Consider the following 20,931-nt stretch of genomic DNA (forward strand, 5'->3'; position numbering starts at 1 on the left):
GTGGCCGAGAGGATGTCCATGCGATTCACCGACGGTTTCTGGCAGACGCGCCCCGGGGTCGAGCTGCTGCACGCGGCCGAGGTCAGGAGGGTCGACGTCGTCGACGGGAGCATCCACGTGCTCGCCCCCAGCGCGGTCGTCCGGCACCGCGGGGACACGCTCAACCGGCCGGTCGTGACCCTCGTGCTCGACAGCCCGGCGGATGGGATCATCCGGGTCCGCATCAGCCATCGCCGCGGGGACCTCGAGGACCGGCGGTTCCCGCTTCCCGAGCTGCCCTCGGTCGGCACGGTGCGGAGCGAGGACGGTGCCACCGTGCTGGTGTCGGGTGACCTGGAGGCGAGGGTCGAGCACGGCGCGCCCTTCCGCATCGCCTTCCGCCGCGACGGCCGTGACCTGACGGCGCTCGGGCACAAGTCGGTCGCGCGGGCCACCCTCGCGCCGGACTCCCGGGTCGGCATCGGGGTCACCGGCACGGCGGGCGAGCAGGTCGTGTCCCTGCAGTCGGAGGTGCACACGGTCGTGCAGCTCGACCTCGCGGTCGGGGAGTCGATCTACGGCCTGGGGGAGCGCTTCGGCCCGTTCGCGAAGAACGGGCAGACGGTCGAGATCTGGAACGCCGACGGCGGCACCTCGTCCGAGCAGGCGTACAAGAACGTCCCGTTCCACCTCTCGAGCCGCGGGTACGGCGTCCTCGTCAACGACGCGGGCCACGTGTCCTACGAGATCGGCTCGGAAGCGGTGCAGCGGACGCAGTGGTCGGTGCCGGGGTCGCAGGTCGAGTTCCTGATCATCGACGGTCCCGATCCCGAGGAGGTGCTCGACCGGTACACCGCCCTGACCGGGCGCCCGGCGGAGGTGCCCGCGTGGTCGTACGGCACCTGGCTCTCCACGAGCTTCACGACCGATTACGACGAGGCGACCGTCAACCGGTTCGTCGACGGGATGCGCGAGCGGGATCTGCCGCTGTCGGTCTTCCACTTCGACTGCTTCTGGATGCGGGAGTTCCGCTGGGTCGACTTCGAGTGGGATCCCGAGGTCTTCCCGGACCCCGTCGGCATGCTCGAGCGTCTGCACGACCGCGGGTTGCAGGTCTGCGTGTGGATCAACCCCTACATCGCCGAGGCGTCGCCGCTGTGGGACGAGGCGGCGCGGCTGGGGCATCTCGTGCGCCGGCCCGACGGCTCGATCTGGCAGTGGGACCTGTGGCAGGCCGGCATGTCGCTCGTCGACTTCACGAGTGCCGCTGCGACGGCGTGGTTCCAGGAACACCTCCGCCGACTCGTCCGGCAGGGCGTCGATGCGTTCAAGACCGACTTCGGCGAGCGCATCCCGGTCGACGTCGTCTGGGCCGACGGGTCGTCGCCGCTGGCCATGCACAACCGCTACACGCAGCTCTACAACGAGGCCGTGTTCAGCGTGCTCCAGGAGGAGCGCGGCAACGGCGAGGCAGTCGTGTTCGCCCGATCGGCGACGGTCGGCGGCCAGGCGCTGCCCGTGCACTGGGGCGGCGACTCGACGTCGACCTATGCGTCGATGGCCGAGACCCTCCGCGGCGGTCTCTCCCTGGCGATGTCGGGCTTCGCCTACTGGAGTCACGACATCGGCGGCTTCGAGGGCTCGCCGGACCCCGGGGTCTTCAAGCGCTGGACGGCGTTCGGCATGCTGTCCAGCCACAGCCGCTTCCACGGCTCCACGGGCTACCGCATCCCGTGGGAGTTCGACGCGATCGAAGGGCGCGACGAGGCCGACCCGCAGAGCGCGGTGTCCGTCACGAGGCGCTTCGCGACGCTGAAGCAGTCGCTGCTGCCCTACCTGCGGGCGGCCGGCCGCCGGGCGAACGAACGCGGCACGCCGATCATGCGGCCCATGGCGCTGGCCTACCCGGACGACCCGGCCGTCGCCCACCTCGACCGCCAGTACCTGCTCGGACCCGACATCCTCGTCGCGCCCGTGTTCACCGCGGACGGCGACGTGGACTTCTACCTGCCCGAGGGCGGCTGGACGTCCCTCCTGACCGGGGAGCGGGTGACGGGCGGCGGCTGGCGTCGCGAGCGCCACGGCTTCGACAGCCTCCCGGTCTACGTGCGCGACGGGGCGGTACTCCTGCGCCTCCCCGAGGGAGCGGCCGCGGACAGCGAGCAGCTCGTCGTCGAGGTCTACCCGGGCGGCGGGGACCGGCACGTGCGCGCCCTCACCGTCGACGGTGAGGTGCGGTTCGACGTCAGGCGCCGCGCGGACGGTGTGGTCGTCACCGCCGATGGACCTGCGGACTGGTCGGCGAGAGCCGTAGGAGGCGGGGCGATCGCGCCGGAGGCAGGCCGGGCGGATCTGGTGGGAGTGCGGTGATGGCACGTCCTCGGATCCCCGTCGGTGCGCACGGGGTGGTCCACGTCGCCGAGGTGCGACCGGGGCTCTGGCGAGCCCGCACGCTGCACCGCTTCCCCGACGGTCGCGCGCGGCAGGTGCAGCGCGTCCGCGAGGGGGCGTGCGCGGCTCCGGCGATCACGGCGCTCGAGCTCGCACTTTGCCCGATCGAGGCCGACTCACCGAGGAGCATCCGATGACCGGGCTGGGAAGCGGGGCGCTCCGCTTCGGCGGCGACTACAACCCGGAGCAGTGGGACCGGTCGGTCTGGGCCGAGGACGTCGCGCTCATGGTGGAGGCCGAGGTCAACACGGTCGTGCTGGGCGTGTTCTCCTGGTCCTCGCTCGAGCCCGCGGAGGGCCGCTACACGCTCGACTGGCTCGGCGACGTCCTCGACCTGCTCCACGCCGCGGGGGTCGGGGCGATCCTCGCCACGCCCACCGCGTCACCGCCTCCCTGGTTCAGTCGCGCGCACCCCGACGCCCTCCCGGTCACCGCGGAAGGGGTGCGTCTCGTCCACGGCAGCCGCGACACGTACGACCCGGCGGCGCCGGCGTACCGCCGCGCGGCCGCGCGGATCGCGCAGGTGCTCTTGGACCGCTTCGGCGACCACCCGGCGCTCATCGGCTGGCACGTGCACAACGAGTACGGGACGGTGGGATTCGGCGAGCACGTCGCCGTGGCGTTCCGGGCCTGGTTGCGCCGGCGCTACGGCACGCTCGAGTCCCTGAACGCCGCGTGGCTGACGGCCTTCTGGTCGCAGGGCTACGGCGACTGGGAGGAGATCCTCCCGCCGCGCGCCACCCAGTACCTGCCCAACCCGACCCAGCTGCTCGACTTCAAGCGCTGCACCGCCGAGCTGCTGCTCGAATGCTTCGAGGAGCAGGCGGCCGTGGTGCGCGCCGGCTCGCGCGGGCTCCCCGTCACGACGAACCTGATCCTCCCGACCTGGCTCCACGACGACCCGTGGGCCGTCGGCGCGGCGTGCGACATCGTCGCCATCGACCACTACGTCGACGAGGACGGTGAGGATGGAGCGGCGCAGGCCGCGTTCGGCGGCGACCTCGCCCGGTCGCTCGGCGGCGGAGCGCCCTGGTTGCTGATGGAGCAGGCGTCCACGTGGATGCCCGCGGGCGGTCGCATGCGGGCCCGGCGCCCCGGCGACTACCTCCGGACGAGCCTCCAGCACGTCGCGCACGGCTCGGTCGGCGCGCTCACGTTCCAGTGGCGCGCACCGGTCGCCGGCGCCGAGTTCTTCCACTCCGGGATGGTGCCGCACGCCGGTGCCGACACCCCGGCGTTCCGTGAGGTCGTCGAGGTCGGGAAGCGGCTCGCGGCGCTGGGCGAGCTCGCCGAGCCACCGGTCGAGGGTCCCGTCGTGCGCTCGTCGATCGCGATCACCTGGGATGCCGATGCCTGGTGGGCGGCGGAGACGCGCGCCCTCCCGAGCGAGCGGATCGACTTCCTCCGCCCTGTGCACGCGGCGCACCGCGCGGTGTGGAGAGCCGGCCGGGTCGCCGACTTCGTGCGACTCGACCACGATCTCGACCGCTACCGGGTGCTGCTCCTGCCCAGCCAGCTGCCGGTCTCGGAGGACGAGGCCGCACGCGTCGAGGAGTGGGTGCGGCGGGGCGGGACGGTGGTGGTCTGGTACTTCTCGGGCTCGTTCGACCGCGACCTCCACGTCGTGCTCGGCGGGTACAGCGGCCGGCTCGCGTCGCTGCTGGGCATCCGCGTGACCGAGCTGCACCCGCTCGGCGCCGAGGAGCGCATCGCGCTCGACAACGGCATGTCCGGCGCCGTCTGGTCGGAGGAGGTCCGCCTCGCCGACGCCGAACCCGTCGCCGCGTTCGCCGAGGGCGCGCTCCGTGGATCGCCGGCCGTCACCCGGCGGCGGCTCGGTGCCGGGTCCGCCTACTACCTGGCGACGGAGCTCGACGGAGTCGACCTCGACACCCTCCTCCGCGGTGTCCTCGACGAAGCCGGCCTCCCTCCTGAGGTCCCGGGAGCGGGAGACGGCGTCGAGGTGATCCGGCGCGCTGCGGGCGATGCCCGCTACCTGGTGGCCATCAACCACACCGAGGCGGAGCGGGAGGTCGAGCTGCACGGGGTCTCGGTCCCGGACGGCGCGGCGCTCGACGGCACCGTCTCGCTCGCTCCAGGCGTCGTCATCGTCGTGCGCGAAGGGGGGTCAGTGCGATGACCGCACCCCTCGAGCCCCTCGACCCGTCCTCGCTGCCCGAGCCCGTCGACGTCTCGGACGACCGGGCGGCGCTCGCCGCCGTCGCCGCCGTCGTCGCAGCAGGCCCCTTCGACGCGACCTGGGAGTCGCTGGCATCCCACCGCGTACCGCGCTGGTAACGCGAGGCGCGCTTCGGGATCTTGCTGCACTGGGGCGCGTACGCCGTCCCCGCCTTCGACAACGAGTGGTACCCGCGGACGATGTACCGCCAGGGCAGCAGGGCGTTCGAGCACCACCGGGCGACCTACGGTCCGCAGGACCGGTTCGGGTACAAGGACCTGATCCCGCACTTCCGGATGGAGCGCTTCGATCCCTCGGCCTGGGCGGCGCTGTTCCGCAGAGCGGGGGCGCAGTTCGTCGTCCCCGTCGCGGAACACCACGACGGCTACACGCTGTACGACACCGCGCGGTCACGCTGGAAGGCGCCGCTGATCGGACCGCAGCGCGATGTCTTCGGCGATCTGCTCGCCGCCGTCGACGCGCAGTGGATGGTCCGCGGCGCGTCGACCCACCGCGCGGAGCACTGGTTCTTCATGAACGGCGGGACCATGTTCGAGTCGGACGTGCGCGATCCTGCGTGGGCCGACCTGTACGGGCCGGCGTCGCGGACGGAGATCAGCCCGACGGAGCGCTTCCTCGAGGACTGGCTGCTGCGCACCGTCGAGATCATCGACCGCTACCGCCCGCAGATCCTCTACTTCGACACCGGGATCGAGGAGCCCTCGTTCGAGCCCTACCTCCGGCGCGCCGCCGCGTACTACTACAACCGCGCCGCGCAGTGGGGCCGCGAGGTCGTCATCAACGCCAAGTGGAGCGCCTTCGCACCCGGCGCCGCGGTGCCCGACATCGAGCGCGGCACGCTCGGCGGGATCCAGCCCGAGGTCTGGCAGGTCGACACCTCCGTGGCGCGGACCTCGTGGAGCTGGGTCGAGGGGCAGGAGTACAAGGAGGCCGGCGAGGTGCTCGCCGAGCTCGCGGACGTCGTGTCCAAGAACGGCAACCTGCTTCTCAACGTCGGCCCGCGGGCGGATGGCACGATCGCCGAGGACGAGATTCGCGTGCTCGAGCGCGTCGGCGACTGGCTGGCGCGCAACGGCGAGGCCGTCTACGGCACGGCGCCGTGGGTCACCTTCGGCGAAGGGCCCACGAGAGCGGCGTCCGGTGCGTTCACCGAGGGTCGCTCCGGCTGCACCGCTGCCGATCTGCGCTTCACGACGAGGACCGCGGTGGGCCATTACTACGTGTACGCGATCGCGCTGGCCGCGCCGTCCGACGGGCGGTTGCGGGTGCGCAGCTTCGCGCCAGGAGCCGGTCTGCTCGGGCGCCCGATCACCGATGTCCGGGTGCTCGGGTGGACGGACCCCGTCGAATGGCGGCTGACCGACGACCACCTCGAGGTGACGATCCCGAGCGGGCTGCGCGGGCTCGACGGCGGCCCGGTCGTGCGGGTGGAGCTCGCGGCGGACCCTCCTGCCGAGCGCACCGACTTCCTCTACGGCATGTGGGTCTGAGCCGGGACGTCCGCAGGAGGCGTCCCGGACCGGGCGCCCTGCCCTGCCACCCCGCTCCGGCGCAGGAAGCGGATGGGAGCCTGACGGCATGCATGTCGTCCTCACCGGAGCCACCGGGCTCATCGGATCCGCCGTCCTCCCGCAGCTGGTCGCCAGAGGCGACCGCGTGACCGCACTCGTGCGCAGCGAGGAGGCCCGCCGCACGGTCGAGGCCGCGGGCGCGACCGGCGCGCTGATCGACTTCGGTGACGTCTCGGCCATCGCCGAGGCGTTCGCGCAGGGTGACGCCGTCATCCACCTGGCGGCGGCGGGGGACGACGCGGAGGGCTTCGACCGGCGCGTCGCGGACGCCGCCGTGCAGGCGCTCGGCGGCACGGGCAAGCCGTACGTCCACACCGGCGGCGTCTGGGTCTACGGCTCCGGCGACGACCTCACGGAGGAGCACCTCTACAGCGCACCCGCGATCACGGCCTGGCGGCTCGGGGTGATCGCCTCGCTCGAGGCGGCGGACCTCGTCCTCACGGTGCTGCACCCCGGCATCGTCTACGGCGACGGCGGTGCCGGCATCCCGCAGGTGCTCGCGGGGCAGCCGCGGGGCGACGGGGGAGCACTCACGACGCTCGGCAGCGGGCGGCAGCACTGGACCACCGTCCACGTCGACGACCTCGCCGCGCTCTACGTCGCGGTCGTGTCCGACGGGTCCGCCCATGGTGGGGTGCTCGGGGTGAGCGGCGTCAACCCGACCGTGGGGGAGATGTCGGCAGCGCTCGCCGGGGGAGCGGGCGTGGTCGCCGGGGATCCGGAGGCGGCGAAGGCGAGCCTCGGCGACGGGTTCGCGGAGGCGCTGCTCCTCGACCAGCAGGCGTCGGGCGCGAAGGCCAGGAGCATCGGCGGTTGGGCCCCGACCCGACCGACGCTGCTGGAGGAGCTCGCGCGCTGAGCGACGGGTCCTCTCCGGCTCGCCTCGAGACCGAAGAGGGCGGGATGCTCACCCTCGCGCACGATCGGCCGTGATCACGACGGGCGATGGAGCAGCAGGATGGTGCCGGTGAACGGCATCATCCACATCGTCCTGATCACCTGGCGCCCAGCGTCCCGAGCGACCGCCGGTGCGGACGCCGAGGCTCTCGTCGATCGCCACCTGCCCGGCATCCCGGGCGTGCTGCAGGTAGAGCGGGGGGTCAGCGTCAGCCCGGAGGGGCTGGAAGGCGGGTTCGACTGGGCGCTCGTCGTCCGGTTCGAGGACGAGGCCGCGCTGCGCGCCTACCTGCCGCATCCCGAGCACCAGGTCGTCGGAGCCTTCCTCCGCCAGCACGCCGATCGGCTGGTCGTGTTCGACCTGCCCGCGCGCTGAGCGGCACCGGGCGGCAGCCGCGCTCGCGCGCGTCGGTCACGCCAGGCGGGTCCCGAGATCGTCGATCACCGCGGACAGGTCGCCCTGCAGCGCGGCCGGCAGGGCGAGCAGGTGCTGGACCGCCTCCTGCGACTTGGCGCGCGCGAGGTCGACCGCTCTGACGCGGATCCCGTTCCGCTCGTACAGGTCGCGCAGCCGCGCAGCCGCCTCCTCGGGAGTGGCGGGTTCGTCCTCGGAGACGAGGCGCTCCTGCTCGGTCTGCTCTGCCAGCATCGCGGCCAGCACGGTCGTCTTCTCCTCCCGCGCATCGCTCACGACCGACTTGCCGGTTCGGGAGGGGTCGCCGAAGATCCCCAGCAGGTCGTCGACGATCTGGTAGGCGACCCCAATCGCGAGGCCTGCGCGACGCAGTGCGTCGCGGACACCGGGCTCGGCGCCTGCGAGGACGGCACCGGCCTCCAGCGGCGCGGAGAACGAGTAGACGCCGGTCTTGGCCTCGTACATCGCGAGCACGGTGCCGACGTCGATGTCGGCGTCCGCGCCACCGGCGGACGCGAGCTCCACGTCCATCAGCTCGCCGGCGGCCGTGGCGCCGACGGCCGACTGGGCGATGTCGGCGAGCGCCTCGCGCTGCGGCCCGCTGTCGGGCCCCGTGCTGATCAGGTCGACCGCCGCGGCGATCGCGAGATCGCCCGCGATGATCGCGGCGCTCGCGCCCGCACGATCGGCCACCTCCCGCCGGCGTCCGCGCTCCAGCGCGCGGGCGCGGAAGACCGCAGCAAGGTTCGGCTCGCCTCGACGCACCCAGTCGCGATCGATGACGTCGTCATGGATGAGGAACCCGGTGTGAAGCAGCTCGAAGCCGGCGGCGACGCGCGCCTCGGAGGCGGACGGGCGCCCTCCGAGGCCCCGGTGCGCGAGCTGCAGCAGCCCCGGGCGCACCATCTTGCCGCCGAGTGCGATGCGGCCGATCTCCCGCCAGAGCACCGCGGCCGCCGGTGTCGAGTCCGCGGCCGTCGCGATGTGCCGACGGATCGCCTCCCGCACCGCATCGAGGTCACCGGTCCGTGCGGGTGCTGCCGAAGTGATCGTCACCGCTGCAGTGTCCCGATCGGAGAAGCTTCCATCACCGAAGTGCATGACGACCCTCGGCTCACTGTCAGGAAGAGGGGGCGCCCCTCGAGGGGCATCGCGCGGCGCGGGGGTGATCGCCGAGGATCCGGAGGCGGCGAAGGCGCGCCTCCGAGGGTGCGGACGCGGCCTCGGATCAGCGCTGGCCGCCGACCCACTCACCCGGGCGGACGCCCGCGGTGCGGAGGAAGAAGGTGGAGAACGCGGAGGGGTCGGAGAACCCGAGGCGCGATGCGCACTGGGAGGCCGTGAGCCCCTCGTGGGCGAGCAGGCGCTTCGCCTCGAGCGTGAGGCGATCATCGAGGTAGGCCTTCGCCGTGCGCCCGGTGGCGGCGAGCGCCGCCCGGGCGAGCGTGCGCGGCGCGTACCCGAGCAGGCGGGCGTAGTGGTCGACGCCGTGGCGGTGGTCCAGGTCGCGCTCCACCGCGTGCCGGAACGCGGCGAACAGCCCGTCGCTCGTGAGCGCGCCGGGCTCCGGTGCGCCCATGCGCTCGAGCACGACGGACAGCAGGCAGCCGAGCACCTCCGGCGTCGTGCCCGGGTCCTCGTCCGGTGCCGATTCGAGCACCAGGTGCGCGAGCGCCGCGTCGAACCGCGCGTCCGTCGGCGGTCGCCAGTGCGCGGTGACACCGGGCATCGCGGCGAGGGCGCGGGTCGCGCTCGTCACGGGCGCCTCCGGCCGGAAGAGGACGAGACGGCCCTCGACGCCGCCGAGCCCGGACCAGCGGTGCACCACCCCAGGGCCGATCCACACCGCATCGCGGGCCTCGAGCGGCTGCTCCCGGAAGTCGAGCATCACCGCGGCGGACCCGGCCTCGACGAACGCGAGCACGTGGAAGTCCGCACGCTGTGTCGTCCCTCGGTCGAGCTCCCGCAGACGGGCGAAGGTCAGCGTCTCCACGGCGAGCACAGCGTCGCCCGGGTGCCGGTAGCTCAGCTGCCGGATCGTCTGCACCTGTCCAGTTTCGACCATCGGCGGTCCGGAATCGTCGCAACCGCTCCGGGCACTCAGGCGTTGGCCTCGACAGCGGATCGGGAGAGCCCCGAACCGTCGGAAGGGAACACCCGTGTCCACCATCACCCAGCAGCTCCCCGTCTTCGACCGTCGGAAGGGAGCGGGACCGACCCTCGTCCTCCTGCACTACTGGGGCGGGTCGGCGCGCACGTGGGCGCCGATGCTCGAGCGGCTGCCCGACCGCGCGGCCGTGGCGCTCGACCTCCGAGGCTGGAGCCGTTCGCGACAGCTCGACGGGCCGTTCGGGCTGACGCAGCTCGCGACCGACGTGCTCGCGGTGATCGACCACCTCGGGCTGCAGGAGTACGTGCTCGTCGGGCACTCCATGGGCGGCAAGGTCGCGCAGCTCGTCGGCGCGTCGCGCCCGGAGGGCCTCGTGGGGCTGGTGCTCGTCGCCTCCGGCCCGTCGATGCCCGCCGCCGCGATCACGCCGGAGTACCAGGAGGGGCTGTCGCACGCCTACGACTCGGCGGAGACCGTCGCGCACGCCCGCGACGAGATCCTCACCGCGCTCCCGTTGTCGGAGGACCTCCGGACCCAGATCCTCGAGGACTCGCTCGCCTCGGCGCCGGAGGCCCGGACCGTCTGGCCGCTGGTCGGCATCGCCGAGGACATCCGGGAGGCCGCCGGTCGTATCGCCGTCCCGGCGCTCGTGGTCGGCGCGGAGCACGACGTCGTCGAGCCGGTCGAGGTGCTCCGCGAGGGGCTCCTGCCCTACCTCGCCGATACGCGGATGACCGTCGTCGGCGGCAGCGGCCACCTCGTCCCGCTCGAGGCACCGGAGGCGCTCGCCGCGCTCGTCGAGGAGTTCGTCGCGTCGCTCGCGTGACGACATGCCGGGGTGCGGGACGCCGCGTCGGTGTCCCGTACCCCGATCGTCGCGAGACCGCGTGTCACCGTGACGAGCCGTGCAGTCGACGACCCGCTCGTCGAGGGGCGGCCGGAGGCGTCGGCACTCCTATCGTGGCGAGCGTGAACCCGGTCGCGCGCCTCGTCACCTCGAGTCGCTCGCCGCTCCTCCAGGTCGTGAAGACCGCCGTCGCGGTCGTGAGCGCGGTGCTGCTGTGCGCCGCGATCCTCCGGGGCCCGTTCCCGACGTTCGCGGCGATCGCGGCGCTGCTCGTCGTGCAGCCCAGCATCAACCAGTCGTTCGTGAAGGGGCTCGAGCGCAGCGCGGGCGTCATCCTCGGCGTGCTGCTCGCGACCGGTCTGCATCTGCTGCTCGGGAACGGGACCTGGGTCGTCCTGCTGGTGATCGTCCTCGCGATCACGCTCGCGTGGACGCTGCGCCTCACGCCGACGTCGGCCACGCAGGTGGGCATCAGCGGGATGCTCGTACTGACGGCCGGAGCGGTGAGCCCCGCCTACTCGGTGGACCGGATCATCGAGACCCTGATCGGGGCGGCGGTCGCCCTGATCGTGAACGCGCTCATCGTCCCTCCGGTGCTGGTCGGACCCGCGCACGTCGCCGTCGTCGAGCTCGCGGACGCGGTCGCGGACGCGTTCGAGCACCTCGCGGTCGGCCTCACGGAGGACTGGGGTCGGGACCGCTGGACCGAGGCGCTCGTCGAGGCGCGCACGCTCCGGCAGCGGCAGGCGCGCGCGGACGCCGCGATCGCCGCCGGGCGGGAGTCGCTCACGATGAACCCGCGAGGCGGTCGGCAGCAGGCGGTGCTCGCGCAGCACGCGGCCGTCGTCGGACACCTGCAGACCCTGGTGACGCGAGCGATCGGCATGACTCGGGCGGCCCGCGACAACACGGCTCCGGGGCTCGCCGCCGACCCGGTCGTCGGGCGGATCGCGACGGAGCTCGCCCGGATCGCGATCGACGTGCGCGCACTCGGCGCGCGGACGGGCGCGGCGTCCGTCGCAGGCGACCGGTCGCGGGGAGGGGAGCCCGACGGGGCGCGGCCCGACGAGGGGCACGCGCCGGCGCTCACGGCGCCGATCCCCGTGATCCGGCCGAACTCCGAGCACTGGGTCCTGATCGGGTCGCTGCTCGAGGACATCCGGCGCGTCCGCGAGGAGCTGCTCGGCACGGGGAGCTGAGCGGCTCGCGTCGACGTATCGCCCGGGCGACGTCGTGACGACGTCCCGGCGGCGTCAGCGCGATCCGCTCCAGGCGGCCGGCACGATGGTCCACAGGACGACGGACCGGCCGCCGCTGGCGTTCACCCAGGTGTGCGGTTCGCGTCCCGCGAGGGAGAGCGAATCCCCCGATCCCAGCTCCACGTCGTGCTGCGGGAAGCGCACGGTGATCCCGCCCTCGAGGACGTGCAGGACCTCGACCTCGCAGGCGATCGTGTAGAAGTCCTTGCCGCCGGAGGCGCCCGGTTCGAGCGTGGATCGCAGCAGCTGCACGCGCGACTCCGATCGAGGTGTGAGCAGCCGCTCGTCGGCGAGCGAGCCGCCGAAGTTGATCTTCGGGGCGTCGCGGAACCGGACGACCTCGTGCTCGGGCGGCTCGAACAGTGACCCGATCGGCAGGGAGAGCGCCTGGCACAGGGCCAGCAGCGTCGCGACGCTCGGCGAGGTCTCATCGCGCTCCACACGGCTGATGAACCCTTTGTTGAATCCCGTGGCCTCCGCCATCTGCGCCAACGTGATCCCCTGCGCGAGTCGCGTGGCGCGCAGCCTCGGCCCGAGTGGCACCGGAGCGCCGTCGGGGGCCGGGTTCAACGCTCGCACGCGCCGGATTCTAGGAGGCGCCGCTCGCTCCGGGCGCGCGTGGCGACGCGCCGCAGGCATCATCCGTTGCATGGCGGACAACCTGCTTGTACCGTGAACGCATCGGACGACGAGGAGGTCGAACGCGTGACGGTCGGACCACGAGACTCCAGCCGCACCCCTCGGTACGCGGGCTTCGCCACTTTCGCGCTGCTGCCTCGCATCGAGGAGGTCGCGCGAGCGGACGTCGCCGTCGTGGGGATCCCCTTCGACACCGGCGTCAGCTATCGGCCGGGCGCGCGGTTCGGTCCGGCGCACATCCGCGAGTCGTCGCGCCTGCTCCGCCCCTACAACCCGGTGCAGGACACCTCCCCGTTCGCGCGCATGCAGGTCGCCGATGCCGGGGACATCGCGGTCAACCCCTTCAGCATCGACGACGCGGTCCGGGAGATCGAGGAGCGCGCCGACGAGCTCACCGCCGGAGGTGCGCGGCTCCTCACCCTCGGTGGCGACCACACGATCGCGTTGCCGCTCCTGCGCAGCACGGCCAAGCGGCACGGACCGGTCGCGGTCGTGCACTTCGATGCGCATCTCGACACCTGGGACACCTACTTCGACGCACCCATCACACATGGGACGCCCTTCCGGCGGGCGTCGGAGGAGGGACTGCTCGACCGGACCGGTTGCCTGCACATCGGCATCCGCGGCCCCCTCTACGACCGGGACGACCTGGCCGACGACGACCGACTCGGGTTCGCGGTCATCGGGTCGCACGAGGTCGAGCGCGCCGGCATGGCCGTGGCTCTGCAGCGCATGCACGACCGGCTCGGGGATCGACCGGTCTACGTCTCGGTCGACATCGACGTGCTCGACCCCGCGCACGCCCCGGGGACGGGCACCCCCGAGGCCGGCGGTCTGACGAGCCGGGAGCTGCTCGAGTTCCTGCGCGGTCTGCGGCAGCACCGGAGCGTCGGTGCAGACGTCGTGGAGGTCGCGCCGGCGTACGACCACGCCCAGCTCACGGGGATCGCCGCCTCGCACGTCGCGTATGAGCTGCTCACCTCGATGGTTCCCGCCTCCTGAGCGCCCGCGCACCGAGACGATGACGTCCCCCGACAGCGACCCCCACGCGCTCCGAACCCTTGCCGCGCGAGTGCGCTCCGGTGAACTGCGCGCACGTGACCTCGTCGAGCGTTCGCTGCGCCGCATCGACGGGCACCGGACGCTGAACGCGGTCGTCGCCGAGCGCGCCGACGAGGCGCGCACGGAGGCCGACGCGGTCGACGAGGCCGTCCGTCGCGGCATCGACCCGGGACCGCTCGCCGGTCTCCCCGTCCTCGCGAAGGACAACGACGACGTCCGCGGGATGGTCACGACCCACGGGTCCCGCTGGTTCGCGGGCGCCGCACCCGCCGTCACCGACGGTGTGGCGGTCGGGAGGCTGCGCGCTGCCGGCGCGATCGTCGTCGGCAAGACGAACGTGCCGGAGTTCTGCATCGAGGGCTTCACCGACAACCTCGTGTTCGGCCCGACCACGAATCCGTGGAACACCGATCGATCGCCCGGTGGGTCGAGCGGCGGATCGGGCGCCGCGCTCGCCGCGGGGCTCGCCGCGATCGCGACCGGCACGGACGGGGGCGGCTCGGTCAGGATCCCTGCCGCGTTCTGCGGTCTGCTCGGCTTCAAGCCGACCAACGGCGTGATCGGACGCCGCGGGGCGCCCGACTGGATCGACTTCTCCACCGACGGCCTCATGGCGACGTGCGCCGATGACCTCGAGCTGCTGCTGGACGTGCTCGCCGGACCCGTCGACGGCGACCCAACGGCGCTGCCGACACCGCTGCCGCCGGCGCAGCGGCCTGACCGGCTCATCGTCGCCGACCGGACCGATGACCTCGGCCCTCTGCCCACCGCCGTCGCCCTCGCGTTCCACGCCGACGTCGAGCGGCTCGCCGCGGTGCTCGACGTACCGGTCGAGCACCGCGAACCGACCGACTTCTTCCCCGGCTGGAGCCCGGACGAGGACTGGTTCGTCCTCGCTTCGGCCGAGCACGCCGCGAGGTTCGGCTCGGCGCGGCTCGCCTCAGACGGCGGCGACCTGCACCCGAGCGCGCGGGAGTTCCTCCTGCAGGGGCTCGCCGTGACGAAGGACGACTACCTCGCCGCGAGGCGACGCCGGTTCGCGGCGGCAGCTCGACTCGATGAGCTGCTCGGAGGAACGGCCGCGCTCGTCACGCCCACGGTGGCGGACGTGGGGTGGTCGCCGGACGGCCGGCGCGGGAACGCGCCCGCGGGCCTGCTGGGGCCCGAGGTCTACTCGACCGCGGTCCAGAACGTGACCGGCCTGCCGGCCGTCTCGCTTCCCGGCGCCCTGCTTCCGGACGGCATGCCGTTCGGTCTCCAGGTGACGATGCCCCGCTGGGCGGACCGGGGCCTGCTGCGGATCGCTGCCGACTGGGAGCGCGCGTTCCCTTGGCGCCGGGTCGCGCCCGGGTACGAGGTGCTCGCATGAGCGGCATCGCACGCGCCACCGTCCAGATCGACGACGGGCGCATCCGGGTCACCCGGTACGAGCTGGGCCCGGGTGATCGCATCCCGAGGCACCGGCACACCTGCGACTCCCTCGTCGTCCCTCTGACGGACGGGGAGTTCGTGGTGGTCGACGCCGGCGGGTCGGCCACATCGGCCGTGGCCGCAGGGCAGCCCTATCGACGTCCGGCGGGAGCCGAGCACGAGCTCGTCAACGGCGAGCACCCCTATTCCTTCATCGAGATCGAGTTCCTCTCGCAGGAACCCACACAACCGAGGAGCATGTGATGTCCACGAAGACGTCGTCCGGCAGCGCAGCCGGACCCGTGATCGAACGGCACTCGATCGACTACGTGCCCTGGTCGGAGCGGCGCGGCAAGCTCTGGCATCAGGCACCGTTCTGGTTCACCGGCAATTTCGTGCTGCCCACGATGGTGATCGGATTCATCGGGCCCGAGGTCGGGCTGTCCGCGGGCTTCACGTTCCTCGCGGTCGTCCTCGGGGCCGGGTTCGGCACCTTCTTCATGGCCTTCCACGCGAACCAGGGCCCGCGCATGGGGCTGCCCCAGATGATCCAGTCGCGTGCCCAGTTCGGCAGCCGCGGCGTCATCGTGCCGTTCCTCGCGACCGTGTTCGTCTACATCGGCTTCATGGTGTTCGACGTCATCCTCGCGACGCAGGGCATCGGCCTCGTGCTGCCGGATCCGAAGTGGTTCTGGTACCCCGTCCTCACGGCCCTGTCGATCGTGATCGCGGTCATCGGGCACGACCTGCTCCACTTCGTCCAGCGCTGGCTCACCTACCTGCTGCTCATCGCGTTCGCGATCACCACGGTGCTGGCCTTCACGACGCTGCCCGCGCCCGCGGCGGGGCATGCCGGCGGATGGGATCTGACCGGCTTCCTCGTCGAGTTCTCGCTCGCCGCGGGCTACAACATCAGCTACGCGGTCTACGTGTCCGACTACTCCCGCTACCTCCCGGCGTCGTCGTCGGCGCCGAAGCTCATCTTCTTCACGTATCTCGGGGCGGCCGGCTCGGCGGTGTGGCTGATGGGGCTCGGCGGCCTGCTCGCGAGCCGCATCCCGAAGGTCGACGCGATCTCGTCCATCAAGCAGGTGGGCGACAACCTGTTCCCGGGCTTCGGGACCATCGTGGTGCTCGTCTCCACGTTGGCACTGATCTCGATCATGGGCGTCAACGCGTACGGGGCGATGCTGACGAGCGTCTCCGGGCTCGACGCGTTCAAACCCGTCCGCGCGACGGTGCGGCCGCGGGTCATCGGCCTCGTCGTGGTCGGGCTCATCACCGTGATCGCCGCGCTGGCGATCCCGGACGACTACCTGGGCAGCTTCAACAACTTCGTCCTGCTGATGCTCTACTTCCTCGTGCCGTGGACAGCCGTGAACCTCGTGGACTTCTACGCGGTGCGGCACGGCCGGTACGCGATCACGGAGATCTTCAACCCGAAGGGCATCTACGGCCGCTGGTCGTGGCGCGGTCTCCTCGCCTACAGCATCGGCTTCGTCGCGATGATCCCGTTCTTCGCCCTGACCGACCTGTTCGTCGGTCCGGTCGCGAACCTCCTCGGGGGTGCGGATCTCTCGTTCGCCGTCGGGCTCATCGTCGCCGGCGGCTTGTACCTGCTGTTCTCGCGCGGACTGGATCGCCGCGCTGAGGAGGAGGCCCGCGAGCGCAGCCAGCGGGAACTGGAGGGAGACGGCGCGGTGTGGTGACCGCGGCGGCGAGGGCGCGGGGCGGTCGAGACCGTCTCGCGCCCACCGTCGGCACGGCGGCGTGAACGCTCACCCCTGGCTCCGTACCGTGGTGCTGTGCCCTCATCCACCGCGCTCGACGCGCGTCGACTGACCCGGTGGCGGAACGGGCTCCTCGGCGCGTACATCGTCGGCGGCATCACGATCTCCGCGTGGGGTCCGCGCCTGCCCGCGATCGCGCAGCAGCTGCAGGTGACGACGGGACAGCTCGGCGCGGTCTTCGCCGGCAGCGCCGTCGGCTCGGTCGCGGGGCTGCTCGCATCGGCGCCCATCACGAACCGGCTCGGCGGTCGCCGCACGGTCGGCATGTCGCTGGCGACCATCGCCGTGATGATGGCCGCGGTGGCGGCCGGCGTGGCGATCGGGTCGCTCGCCGTGATCGCCATCGCGTTCCTGCTCATCGGGTTCGCGACCGCCGTGATGGACGTCTCGATCAACGTCGAGGGCGCGGCGCTCGAACGGATCGCCGGCCGGAGCCTCATGCCCTTCCTCCACGCCGCCTGGTCGGTGGGGGCGGTGATCGGCTCCGGCATCGGCGCAGGGAGCGCCGCGATCGGCTTGAGCCCGACCGGGCAGTTCGCGTGGGAGGCCCTGCTGATCGCCGCGATCGGCACGTACGTCGTGCTCGCGGTGCCGTCCGGCACCACGGAGCCGCTGCCCTCCGTGGACCGGAGCATCCGCGCCCGCATCGGCGAGTGGCTGCGCGGCTGGACCGAGGTGCGCCTCCTGCTGATCGGCGTCGTCATGCTCGGCGTCGACCTCAGCGAGACCTCGGCGAACAACTGGCTCACCCTCGCGGTGCAGCGCGACCACGGGTTCACGCCCACGGTGGCGGCGCTGTTCTTCACGGCGTTCGCGATCGGGGAGGCGGCCTCGCGAATCTTCGGCGGACCCGTCGTCGACCGGCTCGGCCGGGTCGCGACGATCCGCCTGACGACCGCCGTCGGCACCGTCGGGCTGCTCCTGTTCATCCTCTCGAACGTCCCCGCACTCGTGCTGCTCGGCGTCCTCCTGCTCTCCGTCGGCGTCTCGATGGGCTTCCCGCTCGGCATGTCCGCGGCCGGCGAGGGCGGCGGGAACGTCGCCGCCCGGATCAACGTGGTCGCGTCGATCGGCTACGCCGCCGGTCTCGGCGGCCCTCCGGTCATCGGATTCCTCGCGCAGGGCGTGGGCCTCCTCGGCAGCTTCTGGGTGCTCGTCGCGATGATGGTCGTCGCGTTCCTCTGCGCTCCGGCGTTCCGGCGACCGGCCGGCGCACGGGGCGCAGTGGGGCAGCCGCAGGCCGAGGCCGCCGGCTGAGCCGGCGCAGCCGGCCCGGTCGCACGAGACCCCTCCCACCGGCATCGGGTCAGGAGGTGCGGGCCGGCACGCCGAGGTCGTCGCCCGGCGGACGGAACACGATCGTCGGGTGGGGGAGGCCCTCGAGCGCGGCGGCGATCTCGGTCCTGGCATGTGCCGGGTCCCGCGACAGCACGATCGTCGGAGCCCCACGACCCGGCCGCTCGAGGAGCTGGACCGCCCGATCGGCCGAATCCAGGGCGGCCAGCATCCGCAGCCGCCACAGCACCGGCGGGAGGCGGTGCGCGTCGATGGTGGTGACTCCGCTGCCGCGCGGGCGCGGGCGCGGGCGCGGGCGCCGCCGGCCGGGTTCGAACGTGAGGGGCAGGCCGGCGCCCGACGGCGTGCCGGGATCGACCCAGACGAGGTCCATCCCCGTCTCGAGGCGGCGGAGCTCGGACGTGCGCCGCACCGAGGTCGGGCCGCCCGCCATCGACCGGACGCTGTACGCGGTGTACTCGCGGCTGCCGTGGTCGCCGGAGGTCGTGATCGGCGACCCGTCCTCGGCGACCAGCAGGTGGAGACGATCGGGCAGGGGGACGCCGGGCCGGACGAGCGTCCGCCTGCGAAGGCTCCGCCACGATCCGGCGATCATCGGAACACGACCGCGTCGTCGACCGCCGGCGGATCCGGGGTCGGGGCGGCGTGGAGGCCGAACGCCACGACGTTGAAGAGGCCGTGGGTGGGCGCATCGACGCCGAGGCCCATCCTGACCAGCGACCCCTCGTCCACGCGGAGCGCGATCGGGTCCGGCGGGTCGGCGGGGGAGCGCCGCACCGGGGGGAGGACCAGGCGCTCGAACGCCGCGGTGCTCGGTCGGTCGGCGAGCGCGAGACCGTACCCGGTGTGCAGGCCGCCCAGCCGGTCGCGGTAGGTCACGGCGTCGAACCGGTAGGACCGGCCGACGTGCACATCGACGTCCGGCAGCAGCGCGTCGAGCGCGAGGGCGATGGCCGCCAGCGGGGCGATGAAGCTGTCGAGCGGCGTGCCGACCCAGGAGCCGGGGATGCGCTGCGCGAAGGGGACGACGATGCGGCCGCCTTCGACGGTGCGGGAGGCGATCGGGCCGACGCGGACGGCGCTCGGCAGCGCTTCGGGCGGGGACGGGCGGACGCGGCTCGCCTGATCCGCCAGCGCGGGGCCGAGGTCGACGGCGGTGGCGGGCTCCCGGTCGTCGGGGAACGGGCCCTCGAGCGGGAGGAGCTGCTGGACGGTCGCCTCCCAGCGCGTATCGCACACGGCGCACCGGTACAGGAGGGTGCGGCGGCTGCGGGAGAAACCGTACTGGTCGCAGACCGTCGCGCGGCGCTGCCAGCTGGTGCGGCAGACCTCGCACCCCGGATCGTGCGCCGCCGTCATCGGCGTCGGTCCCGACGGGTGAGGAGGCGGTGCCACCTGTTCAGCGTGCCACCACACCGCGTCGACGCCGACGTCCAGCCCGGCATCGGACGGGATCCGATGCCTCCCGTGTCGCTCCCGGGTCCGGTCGCTAGGTTCCGCCGGTGACCGGATCGACGAAGGTGCTCGCGCTGCCGCTGCTCGCCGTCCTCCTGATGAGCGGATGCACCGCGACGACGACGCCGGCCCCGACCACCACCGTGGCGTCGATCGCCCCGTCGTCCCCGACCGCCCCGAGCGTGAGCGCCTCACCCTCCTCGAGCCCGACCTCGACCGCGACGCCGGCGGGATGCGCGCCGAACGATGTCGTGGTCCCCACGGGCGCCGAATCGGCGATCGACGGCGATCTCGACGGCGACGGTCGCGACGACCGCATCTTCTACTCAGCCGGCGAGAACCGGTTCGGCATCAGCACCGCGTCCGGCGCGGTGCTCACCGTCCGCGATCCGCTCGCCGGCCCCGGTGCGCACACCGGCTGGGCGGCCAGGATCGCCGGAGGCGCGACGGTGATGGCCCTCGCGGACGGCCGGGGTGCGCGGCTCTACTCCCTGCAGCGCTCCGGTTCGACGTGCGCGCTCGCGCCGGTGCAGAACGCGCAGGGCGCCCAGTACACGTTCGATCAGGAGGACCTGCGCGGCAACGGCACGGGCGTCGGCTGCCGCGAGCAGGACGGGGCCCTGCAGCTCGGCGGGTACGACGCCCGACCGACCGGCACGGGGGCGGATCGGTTCCGGGTGACCTTCACCCGCGTGACCGTCTCCGCCGACGGCCGGACGGCGACGAACGGACCGACCACGACGGTCGACCCGTCCGCGCCCAGCGGCAGCGCGACGCTGCGGATCGCCCGCGACTCCACCTGCGCATCGGTGCCCGTCGTGGGCTCGTCCGGCCGCTGACCCGGGTCGCCGGTCAGAAGGCGATGCGCCCCGACCGGTCGTGGAACTCCCCGGTCGGCCCGTCGGGCCCGATCGTCGCGAGTGCGACGGTCGCATCGGTGCCCTCCGTGACCGTCTGATGGCCGCCGTGCCCGTTGAAGTCGGTCGCCGTGTACCCGGGATCGGAGACGTTGACGCGCATGCCCGGCAGGTTCTTCGCGTACTGCACCGTGAGCGCGATCACGGCCGCCTTCGAGGAGGCGTACGGGATGCTCCTGACCGGGTGCTCGTCGCGGCCGGGCGTGGTCAGGAAGCGGGGCCACCCGACTCCGGAGGCGACGTTCACGATCACGGGGTTCCCGGAGCGGCGCAGCAGCGGGAGTGCCGCCTGCGTCACGCGCACGATGCCGAGCACGTTCGTGTCGAACACGGACGCCATCGCGGCCGCATCGAGGTCGTCGACGCCGAACGACGTACCGAGCACGCCGGCGTTGTTCACGAGCACGTCGAGCCGGGCCAGGCCCGCGAATGCGGCGTCGACGGAGGCCTGGTCGGTCACGTCGAGCTGGACGACCTCGGCACCGAGCGCCCGCACGGCGTCTCCCTTGTCGGGGTCGCGCATGGCGGCGAGGACGGTGTGGCCGGCGTCGATCAGCCGGCGAGCGGTCTCGAGGCCGAGGCTCTTGTTCGCCCCGGTGATGAGTGTCGTGGTCATGAATGCGAGCCTGCGGC

20 protein-coding genes and 1 pseudogene are annotated in these 20,931 nt (G+C 72.8%); 14 read left to right on the forward strand and 7 right to left on the reverse strand.

Features of this window, described 5'->3' with window-relative positions:
- The first annotated feature begins 18 nt into the window (after positions 1–18).
- The 6 genes and pseudogenes from yicI to ACTHLI_RS13330 all read left to right on the forward strand — a co-directional run bounded on the left by yicI (position 19) and on the right by ACTHLI_RS13330 (position 7,474).
- Positions 19–2,349, forward strand: coding sequence for an alpha-xylosidase (yicI, locus tag ACTHLI_RS13305; protein WP_440184527.1), 2,331 nt, complete (start codon positions 19–21; stop codon positions 2,347–2,349).
- Positions 2,350–2,563: 214 nt separating this feature from the next.
- Entirely contained in the window at positions 2,564–4,570 is a 2,007-nt protein-coding gene (locus tag ACTHLI_RS13310; protein WP_440184529.1) for a beta-galactosidase, read from the forward strand.
- Positions 4,567–4,728, forward strand: a complete 162-nt coding sequence (locus ACTHLI_RS13315) for a hypothetical protein (protein ID WP_440184531.1) — start codon at positions 4,567–4,569, stop codon at positions 4,726–4,728. The genes ACTHLI_RS13310 and ACTHLI_RS13315 overlap by 4 nt, the downstream gene beginning before the upstream one ends.
- 12 nt (positions 4,729–4,740) lie before the next feature.
- Positions 4,741–6,120, forward strand: a pseudogene (locus ACTHLI_RS13320) (alpha-L-fucosidase); the annotation flags it as partial.
- 88 nt (positions 6,121–6,208) lie between these two features.
- Entirely contained in the window at positions 6,209–7,060 is an 852-nt protein-coding gene (locus ACTHLI_RS13325; protein ID WP_440184533.1) for an NAD-dependent epimerase/dehydratase family protein, read from the forward strand.
- A 108-nt stretch (positions 7,061–7,168) separates the two neighbouring features.
- Positions 7,169–7,474, forward strand: a complete 306-nt coding sequence (locus ACTHLI_RS13330) for a Dabb family protein (RefSeq protein ID WP_440184535.1) — start codon at positions 7,169–7,171, stop codon at positions 7,472–7,474.
- 36 nt (positions 7,475–7,510) lie between these two features.
- Here the strand turns inward: ACTHLI_RS13330 and ACTHLI_RS13335 are convergent, their stop codons facing one another.
- The gene (locus ACTHLI_RS13335; RefSeq protein ID WP_440184538.1) at positions 7,511–8,569 is read right to left on the reverse strand and encodes a polyprenyl synthetase family protein; all 1,059 of its coding nucleotides are present in this window, start codon (positions 8,567–8,569) and stop codon (positions 7,511–7,513) included.
- Positions 8,570–8,741: 172 nt separating this feature from the next.
- Positions 8,742–9,578, reverse strand: coding sequence for a helix-turn-helix domain-containing protein (locus tag ACTHLI_RS13340; RefSeq protein ID WP_440184540.1), 837 nt, complete (start codon positions 9,576–9,578; stop codon positions 8,742–8,744).
- A 94-nt stretch (positions 9,579–9,672) separates the two neighbouring features.
- Here ACTHLI_RS13340 and ACTHLI_RS13345 point away from each other — a divergent pair, with 94 nt between their 5' ends.
- Positions 9,673–10,449 (forward strand): alpha/beta fold hydrolase, encoded by a 777-nt coding sequence (locus ACTHLI_RS13345; RefSeq protein WP_440184543.1) that lies wholly within the window; start codon positions 9,673–9,675, stop codon positions 10,447–10,449.
- Between the two features lie 143 nt (positions 10,450–10,592).
- A complete protein-coding gene (locus ACTHLI_RS13350) occupies positions 10,593–11,669 on the forward strand; it encodes an FUSC family protein (RefSeq protein WP_440184546.1) in 1,077 nt (358 codons plus the stop codon).
- Positions 11,670–11,723: 54 nt separating this feature from the next.
- Here the strand turns inward: ACTHLI_RS13350 and ACTHLI_RS13355 are convergent, their stop codons facing one another.
- A complete protein-coding gene (locus tag ACTHLI_RS13355) occupies positions 11,724–12,308 on the reverse strand; it encodes a helix-turn-helix domain-containing protein (protein WP_440184548.1) in 585 nt (194 codons plus the stop codon).
- A gap of 93 nt (positions 12,309–12,401) precedes the next feature.
- Here ACTHLI_RS13355 and speB point away from each other — a divergent pair, with 93 nt between their 5' ends.
- The 5 genes from speB (at position 12,402) to ACTHLI_RS13380 (ending at position 17,887) form a co-directional block, all read left to right on the forward strand.
- Positions 12,402–13,370 (forward strand): agmatinase, encoded by a 969-nt coding sequence (gene speB, locus ACTHLI_RS13360; protein ID WP_440184551.1) that lies wholly within the window; start codon positions 12,402–12,404, stop codon positions 13,368–13,370.
- 70 nt (positions 13,371–13,440) lie between these two features.
- Positions 13,441–14,799: an amidase gene (locus ACTHLI_RS13365; protein ID WP_440184554.1), complete on the forward strand. Its 1,359-nt coding sequence runs from the start codon at positions 13,441–13,443 to the stop codon at positions 14,797–14,799.
- Complete coding sequence (locus ACTHLI_RS13370) at positions 14,796–15,104, forward strand: cupin (protein ID WP_440184556.1); 309 nt, start codon at positions 14,796–14,798, stop codon at positions 15,102–15,104. The genes ACTHLI_RS13365 and ACTHLI_RS13370 overlap by 4 nt, the downstream gene beginning before the upstream one ends.
- Positions 15,104–16,549, forward strand: a complete 1,446-nt coding sequence (locus ACTHLI_RS13375) for a purine-cytosine permease family protein (protein WP_440184559.1) — start codon at positions 15,104–15,106, stop codon at positions 16,547–16,549. The genes ACTHLI_RS13370 and ACTHLI_RS13375 overlap by 1 nt, the downstream gene beginning before the upstream one ends.
- A 96-nt stretch (positions 16,550–16,645) precedes the next feature.
- Positions 16,646–17,887 carry an MFS transporter gene (locus tag ACTHLI_RS13380; protein ID WP_440184561.1) on the forward strand — a complete coding sequence of 414 codons (1,242 nt, stop codon included), beginning with the start codon at positions 16,646–16,648 and terminating at the stop codon, positions 17,885–17,887.
- Positions 17,888–17,936: 49 nt separating this feature from the next.
- On the opposite strand, the gene ACTHLI_RS13385 is transcribed toward ACTHLI_RS13380, so the two are convergent.
- The 3 genes from ACTHLI_RS13385 to ACTHLI_RS13395 all read right to left on the reverse strand — a co-directional run bounded on the left by ACTHLI_RS13385 (position 17,937) and on the right by ACTHLI_RS13395 (position 19,643).
- Entirely contained in the window at positions 17,937–18,521 is a 585-nt protein-coding gene (locus tag ACTHLI_RS13385) for a hypothetical protein (protein ID WP_440184563.1), read from the reverse strand.
- On the reverse strand, positions 18,518–19,321 hold the full coding sequence (locus ACTHLI_RS13390) for a hypothetical protein (RefSeq protein ID WP_440184566.1): 804 nt from the start codon (positions 19,319–19,321) through the stop codon (positions 18,518–18,520). Before ACTHLI_RS13390 ends, ACTHLI_RS13385 begins: the two co-directional genes overlap by 4 nt.
- A 94-nt stretch (positions 19,322–19,415) precedes the next feature.
- Positions 19,416–19,643, reverse strand: a complete 228-nt coding sequence (locus tag ACTHLI_RS13395; protein WP_440184569.1) for a hypothetical protein — start codon at positions 19,641–19,643, stop codon at positions 19,416–19,418.
- On the opposite strand from ACTHLI_RS13395, the gene ACTHLI_RS13400 reads away from it, so the two are divergent.
- On the forward strand, positions 19,633–20,220 hold the full coding sequence (locus ACTHLI_RS13400) for a hypothetical protein (RefSeq protein WP_440184572.1): 588 nt from the start codon (positions 19,633–19,635) through the stop codon (positions 20,218–20,220). The two genes, ACTHLI_RS13395 and ACTHLI_RS13400, sit on opposite strands and share 11 nt — an antisense overlap.
- Positions 20,221–20,233: 13 nt before the next feature.
- Here ACTHLI_RS13400 and ACTHLI_RS13405 read toward each other — a convergent pair whose 3' ends face one another.
- Positions 20,234–20,914: an SDR family NAD(P)-dependent oxidoreductase gene (locus tag ACTHLI_RS13405; protein WP_440184574.1), complete on the reverse strand. Its 681-nt coding sequence runs from the start codon at positions 20,912–20,914 to the stop codon at positions 20,234–20,236.
- Positions 20,915–20,931 lie beyond the last annotated feature (17 nt).

The organism is Amnibacterium sp. (assembly GCF_051956055.1).
Lineage (GTDB): Bacteria > Actinomycetota > Actinomycetes > Actinomycetales > Microbacteriaceae > Amnibacterium.